We start from the raw sequence: 11,004 nt of genomic DNA, 5'->3' as shown, positions 1-11,004 counted from the left end.
GGACCCTGTGGGAGAGTAGGACGCCGCCGAACAATTATTGACGGGAATGCCCCGCACCTCTGGTGCGGGGCATTTCTGCGTTCCAGGCCCATTTCCGACTCCCGTTCCGGTGGGGATGGGGCCATCCCGTGCCCTGTTCATTCCGGGGTCACCAGGCGGCTGTCGTACGCCAGGATCACCGCCTGGACGCGGTCCCGTGCGCCCGTCTTGGCGAGGATGCGGGAGATATGCGTCTTCACCGTCGATTCCGCGAGGTGGAAGCGTTCCGCGATTTCCTGGTTCGTCCAGCCCTGGCCGATGGCGGTGAGGATCTCCTGCTCGCGGTCGGTGAGCCGGGCGAGCCGGGGATGGGTGTCGGCCGGCTCCTGGTGGGCCGGGGGAGTGTTCGCCGTCGGCAGGTGGTGGGCGTACGCGTCCAGGAGGCGGCGCGTCAGGCTCGGGGCCACCACCGCGTCGCCGCTCGCGACGGCACGTATCCCGGAGAGCAGCTCTTCCGGAAGGGCGTCCTTGACGAGGAAGCCGCTGGCGCCCGCCCGCAGCCCGGCGTACGCGTACTCGTCCAGGTCGAACGTCGTCATGATGAGGATCCTGCTCCGGCTGCCGGACGCCACGATTCTGCGGGTGGCCTCGATGCCGTCCAGGCCCGGCATGCGGATGTCCATCAGGACCACGTCCGGGTGGAGTTCGGCCGCGAGCCGTACCGCCTCCGTGCCGTTGCCCGCCTCGCCGAGGAGCGTCATGTCGTCCTGGCTCTCCAGAAGCATGCGGAAGCCGAAGCGCTGCATGGGCTGGTCGTCGACGACGAGCACGGTGGTCACTGGTCTGCTGTGTCCTTCTGGATGCTGGGGAGGTGGAGGCGGACGCGCCAGCCGTGCTCCGGGTGCGGCAGCGGGCCGGCCTCCAGTGTGCCGTCGTACAGGGCCGCCCGCTCACGCATTCCGGTGATGCCCCGGCCCGTGCCCCTGGCGGGCTTGCCCCGGTGCTGGTCCGCCGTTGGTCCGGAGTCGGTGATCGTCACCGTCACGCCGTCCGGTGCGTACGACACGTTCACGTCGGTTCCTGGCGGCTTTCCGTCCTTCCGGCCCGCGTGCTTGAGCGTGTTGGTGAGAGCCTCCTGCACCACCCGGTAGACCGTGAGCTGTTGCCCGGCCGGCAGGCAGTCCGCCGGTCCGAGCACGGTCATGTGTACGGGCAGCCCGGCGGCCCGTACACCGTCGATCAGGTGGTCCAGATCGGCCAGCGCGGGCTGCGGTGCCAGTTCGGCGATCGGGGTCTCGCGCAGGACGTCCAGCAGACGGCGCAGTTCGGCGAGGGCCTGGCGGCTCGTCGTGCCGATGGCCTCCAGCGCCTCCGACGCGCGCTGCGGGTTCTTCTTCGCCGCGTAGGAGCCGCCGTCCGCGAGGCCCGTGATGACGGAGAGGTTGTGGCCGATGATGTCGTGCATCTCGCGGGCGATACGGGCGCGTTCGGCGGCGGCGGCGAGCTGGGCCTGCTGGTCGCGCTCGACCTCCAGCCGCCGCGCGCGCTCCACCAGCGAGGCGGTGTACTCCTGGCGGCTCCGTACGGCCAGCCCCAGCAGCGCGCCCATCACGAGGATGTTCGCGCCCGGCACGATGTAGTAGTTCCAGCTGTCGGCCGTGTAGCGGGTGAGGGCCAGGGCGAAGGGCGCCAGGCCCACGGCGACGCAGCCGGTGAGCGTACGGAGCGGGAGCCGTAGCGCGATGTTGTAGAGGACGACGGTTGGGACGAAGTACGCCTGAAGGTGGGCGCCGCTCCATGTGTTGACCAGGGCGAACGGCAGCATCACCAGCATCACGGTGACCGGGTGACTGCGGCGCCACAGCAGCGGTACGCAGAAGCCGAGGCTCGTCACCACCACCAGCCACGTCGGCGCATCCGGAGTGAGCGCGGTGCTCCGCCAGCCGCCCGAGGCGTCGATGAGCGCCGCCACGACGAAGAAGGCGGTGACGTGGATGTCCCAGGTCAGGGGGTGCCGGCGGTCGAAGCGCCGGATCCGGCCCGCGAGCCGGTTCAGCCGGCCGGTGAGGGGCTGGGCACCGGCCGACCAGCCCGCGCCGGGGGCCGTCCCGGCGTCCGTGGCGCGCTCCTCGGCTGTCGTGTGCACACCCATATTCTCGTCGTCCTCGTCGTCCTCGTGGTGGCGCGGAGAGTGGTCATGGGGTCGACGGTAGGCAGCGGGCGGGCGCGGATCGTCGTACCGGAGGCGGGTGATGGGGCGCCGCGTAGTACCGGGGGAGTACGGGGGCCGGGTGTCGAGGGGGGAAACGCGTTGCGTGCGGGGTGGTGCGCGCGGAGGATCGGCGCATGAACCACGTGATACGGACGGTACGCCCCGACGAATGGCCCAGGACCAGGGAACTCCGGCTCGACGCGCTCCGGGACCCGGCGGCGCCGGTGGCCTTTCTGGAGACGTACGAGCAGGCCGTGGAGCACCCCGACGCCGTCTGGCAGGAGCGGGCGGCCGGCTTCTCGGCGCGGCACGGGACCCGCTCCGTACAGTTCGTCGCCGAGGCGGCCGACGGGGGTTGGTCGGGGTCGGTGGCCGTGCTGGTCGAGGAGGCCGGGCGGGAGGACTTCTTCGGGGGCACCGTCGAGCGGGCGCAGGGCCATCTCGTCGGCGTCTTCGTACGGCCCGAGCACCGGGGCGGCCGGGTCGTCGGCGAGCTGGTCGGGGCGGCCCTCGACTGGGCGTGGGCGCTGGAGGACCCGCGGCTCGCGCGCGTACGCCTCTACGTCAACGAGGGGAATCCGCGGGCCGCCGCCGCGTACCGCAAGCTCGGCTTCGCGGCGACAGGCGGGAGCGTGCCGATGGCGGGTGACCCGTCCGCGAAGGAGCTGGAGCTGGCGGTCGAGCGACCGTGAGCCGCGCTGCGGAAGAGACCAACCGCCGGATGCTCCGCGCGCGGGATGCGATGGACCGGGCCTACGCGCAGCCCCTGGACGTCCCGGCCCTGGCCCGGATCGCCCATGTGTCGCCGGCGCACTTCACCCGCACGTTCCGGGCGACGTTCGGTGAGACGCCGCACCGTTACTTGCAGCGTCGCCGTGTCGAGCGGGCGATGTTCCTGCTGCGGGAGAGCGATCACAGCGTGACGGACATCTGCTTCGAGGTCGGCTTCGGCAGCCCGGGAACCTTCAGCCGTACGTTCCACGACATCGTCGGCCGGTCGCCGAGGACGTACCGGAAGGAAGCCGTGGCCGAGCAGGCGGCGGCCAAGGAGGCGGCGGCTACGGAGGCGGCGGTCACGGGCGTACCGAACTGCTTCACCATGGCGTGGAAGCGGCCGAGCAGTTTTGGATAAGTTTTCGCCCGGCTTGCCCAGTAGCGTGATGAACATGTTCAACGCCATCACGCACTCACAGATATACGTCCTCGATCAGGACGCGGCCCTCGACTTCTACGTCGGCAAGCTCGGCCTGGAGGTCAACACCGATGTCGACCTGGGCTTCATGCGCTGGTTGACCGTCAACGTTCCCGGTCACCCGGAGCGCCAGGTCCTGCTGGAGAAGCCGGGCCCTCCCGCGATGTCCGAGGAGACGGCGCAGCAGGTCCGCGAGCTGGTCACCAAGGGCGCCACGGGCGGCTCGCTCTTCTTCAGCACGGACGACTGCCGCAAGACGTACGAGACGCTGCTGGCCCGGGGCGTCGAGTTCACCGACGAGCCCACCGAACGTCCGTACGGAACCGACTGCGGTCTCCGTGACCCCTTCGGCAACAGCATCCGCTTCACCCAGCCCGCCGGCTGAGGGACGTCCGGCCTCTACGGGGCGTCCGGCAGTTCCCTACGGAGTGTCCGGCAGTTCCTCGTGGGGCCAGCGGTCCTTGCCCTGCTGCCGGGAGCGGAGCAGGGCGAGCGTCGGCATGCCTCGCTCCTGGCCGGTGGTCAGCAGCTCCGGGACGCGGGGGAACGGCGCCACCGCCGCCACGTCGTCCAGGACGAGGGACATTGGTGGGTCGAGCCGACCGTCAGATGACCGTACGGCCATGCGGCGGCCGTGCTCGACCACGCTTGAGGTGAGTGCGGTGAGCAGCGGCATCGCACCCGGGCGGGCGCGGGGATCTTCGATCGACTCGCCCACCACATAAAGCGTGCCCCCCTCGCTCACAAAAGAATCCAGCGCGAGGGCATCGGTTCTGTTCGGCGTGCAGGCGTTCCGGATATGGACCGAGGAGAGGGCGGAGAGCGCCCGTGCCGTCAACTGCTGGGCGACCTCTCGGCGTTCGGGATGCCCGGTGAGTGCGGACTCCAGCAGCCCGGCGAGGCCGGAGGCCGCCTTGGGGTGCGTACGGAGTATCCGTACGGCCTCCTGCGCGCCCCCGCCCTGCGCCCAGCGCAGCACCTGCTTCACCGGCCGCGCGTCCACCGCCGCGGCATGCAGCCAGCAGCGCAGGAGCGTCTCGGCCGTATCGGCCATGGCGGCGTCGAGCAGCGCGTGCGGGCGTACGGGGGAGAGCAGCGCGGTCGCGCGGGCGGCGGCGGTGACGGGGTCCTCGCACCCTGCGGTGGGGGACCAGTGGAGCCGGTCGGGGGTGTCGCAGAGGTGGCCCGGGTCGTACACGAGGACGGGGCCGAGCTTGGCCCGCGCGTCCTTGGTCTCGGCCCAGACGGCGGGGGCGGAGGTGACGACGAGGGCGGGGCCCACGGCGTCCAGGACTGCCTGGACGGCGACGGGGCGTCGGGTGGCCGGGTCGCCGTACCGTACGCGCGGGGCGGGGGCGGCGGGGACGGGCACCGGGACGGGCCGTGGGGCGGGGGCTGGTACGGGGGTTGGTACCGCCGTTGGTACCGGGATCGGGTCCGGGACAGGGGCAGGAGCAGGGGGCGACCCCGACCCCGACGCTGGTTCCGGGGCAGGGACCGGGCTCGGTCTCTGGGGCGGGCTCTTGCCGAGCGGGTCGTGCGCCGGCGGCGCGTGCTCCAGCGTGTGTTCCAGCGCGGGCTCGTGGACCGGTACGGGGGCCTGCCGGGGTACGGCGTCCCGGGCGTCCCGGGTATTCCGCGCGTCCTGCTCGTACCCCTCGTACCGCTCCTGCTCCTTGCGTCTCGCCCGTACCACCCGGTAGCGCGCCACCACCCCGAGCACGAACACCGTCAGGACGGTCAGCACCATGAGCTGGCTGATCAGCAGGCCCCAGAACAGCCCGTACCCCGACAGCTCCCCCGGCGGGGTCTCGGGCCAGGCGCCCGGCAGGTCGTGCGGTGCCGAGGCGAGTTCGCGCATGGCCATCGGCGTACGGACGAAGGTCACGCCCCGTGGCCAGCCGCCGTGGGCGAACAGCCCCGCCAGCCCGGTGGCCGTCCAGACCAGCAGCGTCAGCCCGAGCAGGAAGCCCAGCAGGCCCACCAGCAGCCCGTCGGGGATGCCGCCCTGACCGCCCTGACCGCCCTGTCCTGGCCGCCGCTCCTCCTGGTGGTGGCGCGGCATGTCACGCCACCGTCGACTCGGAGGACTCGTCGAACTGCCGTTGCCGTTCCAGGAGGGCCGCCCGCTGTTCCGCCTCCCACTCCGCGGCCCGCATGTCCTCGTGCGGCTCGTACGGCTGGTGCGGATCCGGTGGCAGCAGCCCGGCGCGCCGGGCCTCGGCCGCGTCGGCGGCGTCCGACGCCTCGGAGTTCTCCGTCATCGCCCGGTCGGTGAAGACCAGCGGCCGTTCCGCCTCCGTGACCAGGTGTTTGACGACCTGGACATTGCCGTTGACGTCCCAGACCGCGATCCCGGGGGTGAGCGTCGGGATGATCTCCACCGCCCAGCGGGGCAGGCCGAGGACCAGGCCGGTCGCTCTGGCCTCGTCGGCCTTCTGGGCGTAGATCGTGCGGGTCGAGGCCATCTTGAGGATGGCCGCTGCCTCCCGGGCCGCCGCCCCGTCGACCACGTCGGAGAGGTGGTGGACCACCGCCACGAACGAGAGGCCGAGCCGCCGGCCGAACTTCAGCAGTCGCTGGAAGAGCTGGGCGACGAAGGGCGAGTTGATGATGTGCCAGGCTTCCTCGACCAGGAAGATGCGCTTCTTGCGGTCGGGGCGGATCCAGGTGTGCTCCAGCCAGACGCCCACGATCGCCATCAGGATCGGCATCGCGATCGAGTTGCGGTCGATGTGCGAGAGGTCGAAGACGATCAGCGGGGCGTCCAGGTCGATCCCGACCGTGGTCGGTCCGTCGAACATGCCCCGCAGGTCACCGTCGACCAGCCGGTCCAGGACCAGGGCGACGTCCAGGCCCCAGGCGCGTACGTCGTCCAGGTCGACGTTCATGGCCTCGGCCGACTCGGGTTCGGGGTGGCGCAGTTGCTCGACGATGTCCATCAGCACGGGCTGCCGGTCGGTGATCGTCGCGTTGACGTAGGCGTGCGCCACCTTCAGCGCGAAACCGGAGCGCTCGTCGAGGCCGTGGCCCATCGCGACTTCGATGATCGTACGGAGCAGGGCGAGCTGCCCGGTCGTGGTGATCGCCGGATCGAGCGGGTTGAGCCGGATCCCGTGGTCGAGCGCCGCCATCGCGTCCAGCCGGATGGGGGTTATGCCCAGCTCCTGGGCGATGAGGTTCCACTCGCCGGCGCCGTCCTCGCCCTGCGCGTCCAGGACGACGACCTGGCGGTCGCGGAAGCGGAGCTGGCGCAGGACGTAGGTCTTCTCCAGCGCCGACTTGCCGTTGCCGGACTCGCCGAGGACCAGCCAGTGCGGGGCGGGGAGCTGCTGTCCGTACAACTGGAAGGGGTCGTAGATGTAGCCCTTGCCGCTGTAGACCTCACGGCCGATGATCACGCCCGAGTCGCCGAGGCCGGGGGCCGCGGTGGGCAGGTAGACGGCCTGGGCCTGGCCCGTCGACGTACGGACGGGCAGCCGGGTCGTCTCCACCTTCCCGAAGAGGAAGCTGGTGAAGGCTTCCGTGAGGACGGACAGCGGATCTCGCACCACAAGCCCCTTTCGGCTCTTCGGCTACGGCGGGTCGGGCAGCATCGGACTGCGTGGGTGGGGGCTGCCGGGTCAGCGGCGGATACCGGTCGCGAACGGCAGGGTGTTCACGAAGGCCCGGTGGTGCTCGCGGTCGCACCACTCCAGCTTCAGGTACGACTTGCCGGCCGACGCCCTGATCGTCCGCTTGTCCCTGGCCAGGGCCTCGGGGGACCTGGACGACACGGTGATGTACCCGACGAGGTTGACCCCCGCGGCCCCGCTGGCGAGATCTTCACCCCGCTGGTCCAGCCGGCCGTGCGCGGCGATGTCGCGCGGGTCGACCGTACGGTTCATCTTGGCGGCGCGGCTGGCTTCGGCGTCGTCGTTGGTCTTCTCCGTCAGCATCCGCTCGATGGCGATCTCGGTCGGTTCGAGGTCCATCGTGACCGAGACCGTACGGATCACATCGGGGGTGTGGACGAGCAGCGGCGCCAGGAAGTTGACGCCCACGGGCGTCATGGGCCACTCCTTGACCCAGGCGGTGGAGTGGCACCAGGGCGCGCGCGTCGAGGACTCGCGCGTCTTGGCCTGGAGGTACGTCGGCTCCATGGCGTCCAGCTCGGCCGGCCAGGCGTTTCGTTTCGTCATGGCCTGGATGTGGTCGATCGGGTGGTCCGGGTCGTACATCGAGTGGACGAGCGAGGCCAGCCGCCCCTGGCCGAGGGGCTGCCGTACGCGGATGTCGGCCTCGGCGAGCCGGGCGCAGATGTCGGTCAGCTCACGGGCCATGACGACGGCGAGGCCCGCGTCCCGGTCGAGCTTCTTCGTACCGGCGGCCTGCCGGGCCGCGCGGGCCATGGCCTGGCCCTCGGCGGCCAGTTCGCGCGTGTAGTGCATGCAGGCGACGAGGTAGGCGCGGTGCTGCTCGCTGGAGGTGGAGACCATCGACTGGAGCTGGTCGTACGAGTCCTGGAGCCAGCCGGGCGAGGAGGCGTCGCCGCGCTGGGCCACGTCCTTCTCGTGCGCGTCGGGGTCGGCGGGCAGCGTACGGGCGAGCATCTGGAGGCGGGTGACGAAGCCGTCGCCGTTGGCGACATGCTTGAGGAGCGTGCCGAAGCGGTCGACCAGGGCCTCCTGGTCCTCGCTGTCGCGCAGGCCGACGCCGGGGCCCTCGATCTCGATGGCGGCGGTGACGGTACGGCGGTCGGCGTGGAGCAGGACGGCGATCTCGTCCGGGCCGAAGGGCGCGGCCAGCCAGTTGATCCGGCCGATGCCGGGGGGCGGGCCGACCTCGACCTCGCGCCCGTCGGACCGGGTGCCGGCCTCCATGGCGCCGGAGCGGTAGACGGTGCCGTTGCGCAGGGTGCGCTTGAAGCTGCGGTTGATCTCGAACCACTTGTAGAGCGTGCGCTGCTTGTACGGCACGTACACGGCGCCGAGCGCGAGCAGCGGGAAGCCGGTCAGCGTCACGATCCGCAGGGACAGGACGGGCACCAGCAGGCCGCACATCATGCCGACGAACGCGCCGGCGATGATCAGGGCGATCTCGCCGGTCTCGCGGTTCTTGCCGACGATCGCGTTGGGCCTGGCGCGGCCGATGAGATACGTACGGCGGGGCGCCATCGGTTGGATCTGGGTCGTCAACGCCCTCCACCTCCAGTGCTGTTGTTGCCGTTACCGGTGCCGCGTGAGCCGCGTGCGCTGTGGGGGGTGGAGCTGGTGGGGCTGCTGCTGCGGGGCGGGGGTGCCGCGGAGGGGATGTGTCCTCCGCCTCCGCCTCCGCCTCCGCCTCCGCCCGTACCGCCGGAGGCGCTGCGCGCGCTGTGCGCGGCGACGCCGCCGGAGATCGGGTTGGCGGGCCGCGCGCCCCCGCCCCCGCCTCCGCCGCCTCCGCCGTCGCCCTGGCCGCCGCGTCCGCTGTGGGTCTTGATGCCCTGCGAGACGAGTGCGGCGGGCGAGCTGATGAGGGCGGCGGCCTGAGAACCGTCCGTGGCCTGCTTGCGGTTGGTACGGGCGGAGGCGATCTCGTCGCCGAAGCCGGGCACGAAGCGGTAGATCATCGCCGAGGCGAAGATCGCGAGGATGATGATGGCGAGGCCCGAGACGACGGCGGAGAGCGCGTCGGGGCCGCTGTCGGCGGAGAGCGCGCCGGCCAGGGCGAGGACGACCACGATCACCGGTTTCACCATGATGACGGCGATCATGATCCCGGCCCAGCGGCGGACGTGCCCCCACATGTTCTTGTCGACCAGTCCGGCGTAGACGACGGTGCCGAGCAGCGCGCCCACGTAGAGGAGGGCCGCCCGGATGACCAGCTCCAGCCAGAGGACACCGGCGGCGAGGATCGACACGAGCGAGACGACGATCAGCATGATCGGTCCGCCGCCGATGCTGTCGCCCTTCTTGAGGGCTTCGGAGAAGCCGCCGAAGAAGACGTCGGTCTGGCCGCCGCTGGAGGTGGAGATGACCTCGGTGACGCCGTCGGTGGCGGAGACGACGGTGTAGAGGATCAGCGGGGTGAAGGCGGAGGCGAGGACGGTCAGCCAGAGGAAGCCGATGGCCTCGGAGAGCGCGGTGGTGAGGGGGACGCCGCGGATGGCGCGCTTGGCGACGGCGAGGAGCCAGAGGACGAGCGTGAGGATCGTGGAGGCCGCGAAGACGACGGCGTACTGGCGGAGGAAGGCGGCGTTGGTGAAGTCGACGTTGGCGGTCTCCTTCACGGCGGCGCTGAGCTTCCCGACGATCCAGGCGGCGGCATCGGCGCAGCCGCGGGCCAGGGAGGCGAGGGGGTCGAGGGCGTCGGTGGTGGTGGGCGGGCCGGAACGGCCGGTGCCGCTCTCGCCCCGCTCGCAGTACTCCTTGACCTGGCCGGACAGCAGATCGCAGTCGCCGCTCGACGAGGGGGACGGGGTGGGCGTCGGCGCCGCCGTGGCGCGCGTGGCGAGCAGGAGGAGCGTGGCCTGGAGGCCCGCCAGTACGGCGACGACGGAGCGGGCCCGGGGCCGTACGAGGGACCGGGAGTGGGCGACGGAGCGGACGCGGGGCCGGACGACGGACCGGACAGGGCGCCGGGAGCTACCTGGCATAGGTGAAGCCTCCGTACTGCTCGACAGCCTTGCTGATCTCGTCAGCGGTGGAGGCCGCGACGTCCCCGGGCACCGGCGCCGGGCCGTTCTTCTGCGCGTCGGTGGCGATCTTCCAGTCGTCACCGGTCCAGCTCAGCTCGAAGGTCCAGGTCTTCCACGTGGTGCTCACCGGGTCGGTGGAGTCGGGCCCTGACATCCCGAGCAGGCCCGTGTACCAGACCGACACCTTCGCGGTGTCCCCCGCCAGGCTCTCCACCTTCGTCCCGACCGGGATCGTCCGGGAGATGAAGTCGCTGCCCTGCGGGGGGTTGCCCTCGGCGTCCAGGCCCAGTTTCCGCAGGAACTCGGGGGAGTACGCCTGGTCCTGCGGCCCCTTCAGCCGGGCCGCCGCCTCGGGGGTGTAGACGCTGTCGACGACGGTGTGGCGGCTGTCCTGGTGGAACATGCCGTCCGAACCCAGGACCACCGCGTAGTTCGCCGCCGCGCTGGCCGCGCCCTGCTCGTTCTTGGCGAAGCCCGACGGGATCGTTCCGTTCTTGCCCGTCACCGGTTTCACGCCCGTCGCCGCCGTCGGGTCGGCGCCCGCGCCCGAGGCGCCCTTGGTGGTGTCGCCGGCCGTGTCGCCGCCGTCTCCGCGGTTCACGAACGCGATGGCGGCGATGAGCAGGACCACCACGCCCACCACGGTGACGAGGGAGCGCGAGCTGCGGCCCGGACGGCGCGGACCGTCGCCGTAGGGGTCGGTGCCTCTGGCGTCGGGAAGGCGGGTACGGGTCTGTCCCGAGCCGCCGAAGCCGTCGTCCTTACGGCCCGAGTCGCCGCCGTAGCCGTGCTCGTCGCCGAAGCTCATGCCGCGTACGCTCCCTCAGCCGTGTGCGATTCCGCGTAGTACGACGGTAGCCGTGCTGGTTCCCGCGCGGGCGCGGTGTGGTGACTCGACATCAGGGTGACGCAACCTCAGCGGGTGGATGCGAGGGACAGGTGGGGTCGAGGGGTGGGCGG

Annotated in this window: 10 protein-coding genes; 3 read left to right on the top strand and 7 right to left on the bottom strand. The window is 71.5% G+C overall.

Going from position 1 to position 11,004, the window contains the following annotated elements; translation table 11 throughout:
• Nucleotides 1–137: 137 nt before the first annotated feature.
• Nucleotides 138–818 (bottom strand): response regulator, encoded by a 681-nt coding sequence (locus ACIBJC_RS36210; RefSeq protein ID WP_399300195.1) that lies wholly within the window; start codon nt 816–818, stop codon nt 138–140.
• Complete coding sequence (locus ACIBJC_RS36205; protein ID WP_399300191.1) at nt 815–2,131, bottom strand: sensor histidine kinase; 1,317 nt, start codon at nt 2,129–2,131, stop codon at nt 815–817. Before ACIBJC_RS36205 ends, ACIBJC_RS36210 begins: the two co-directional genes overlap by 4 nt.
• Before the next feature lie 194 nt (nt 2,132–2,325).
• On the opposite strand from ACIBJC_RS36205, the gene ACIBJC_RS36200 reads away from it, so the two are divergent.
• From ACIBJC_RS36200 to ACIBJC_RS36190, 3 genes are read left to right on the top strand one after another with little or no spacing between them, the layout of a single operon-like run.
• The gene (locus ACIBJC_RS36200; RefSeq protein WP_399300187.1) at nt 2,326–2,883 is read left to right on the top strand and encodes a GNAT family N-acetyltransferase; all 558 of its coding nucleotides are present in this window, start codon (nt 2,326–2,328) and stop codon (nt 2,881–2,883) included.
• Complete coding sequence (locus tag ACIBJC_RS36195; RefSeq protein ID WP_399300184.1) at nt 2,880–3,323, top strand: helix-turn-helix domain-containing protein; 444 nt, start codon at nt 2,880–2,882, stop codon at nt 3,321–3,323. The genes ACIBJC_RS36200 and ACIBJC_RS36195 overlap by 4 nt, the downstream gene beginning before the upstream one ends.
• A gap of 34 nt (nt 3,324–3,357) precedes the next feature.
• Nucleotides 3,358–3,768, top strand: coding sequence for a VOC family protein (locus tag ACIBJC_RS36190; protein WP_399300181.1), 411 nt, complete (start codon nt 3,358–3,360; stop codon nt 3,766–3,768).
• A 36-nt stretch (nt 3,769–3,804) separates the two neighbouring features.
• Here the strand turns inward: ACIBJC_RS36190 and ACIBJC_RS36185 are convergent, their stop codons facing one another.
• The 5 genes from ACIBJC_RS36185 to ACIBJC_RS36165 form a co-directional block, all read right to left on the bottom strand.
• Nucleotides 3,805–5,448 (bottom strand): type IV secretory system conjugative DNA transfer family protein, encoded by a 1,644-nt coding sequence (locus tag ACIBJC_RS36185; RefSeq protein ID WP_399300178.1) that lies wholly within the window; start codon nt 5,446–5,448, stop codon nt 3,805–3,807.
• Nucleotide 5,449: 1 nt separating this feature from the next.
• Complete coding sequence (locus ACIBJC_RS36180) at nt 5,450–6,934, bottom strand: ATP-binding protein (RefSeq protein ID WP_399300175.1); 1,485 nt, start codon at nt 6,932–6,934, stop codon at nt 5,450–5,452.
• 72 nt (nt 6,935–7,006) lie between these two features.
• Entirely contained in the window at nt 7,007–8,560 is a 1,554-nt protein-coding gene (locus ACIBJC_RS36175) for an SCO6880 family protein (protein ID WP_399300172.1), read from the bottom strand.
• Nucleotides 8,557–10,002 carry a hypothetical protein gene (locus tag ACIBJC_RS36170; protein ID WP_399300169.1) on the bottom strand — a complete coding sequence of 482 codons (1,446 nt, stop codon included), beginning with the start codon at nt 10,000–10,002 and terminating at the stop codon, nt 8,557–8,559. The genes ACIBJC_RS36175 and ACIBJC_RS36170 overlap by 4 nt, the downstream gene beginning before the upstream one ends.
• Nucleotides 9,992–10,852 (bottom strand): hypothetical protein, encoded by an 861-nt coding sequence (locus ACIBJC_RS36165; protein WP_399300166.1) that lies wholly within the window; start codon nt 10,850–10,852, stop codon nt 9,992–9,994. The genes ACIBJC_RS36170 and ACIBJC_RS36165 overlap by 11 nt, the downstream gene beginning before the upstream one ends.
• Between the last annotated feature and the right edge of the window lie 152 nt (nt 10,853–11,004).

It is taken from the genome of Streptomyces sp. NPDC050509 (genome assembly GCF_044457965.1).
Classification (GTDB): domain Bacteria; phylum Actinomycetota; class Actinomycetes; order Streptomycetales; family Streptomycetaceae; genus Streptomyces.
The sequence above is the reverse complement of the archived record's forward strand: the minus strand, read 5'-3'. Positions and strand labels throughout refer to the sequence as shown.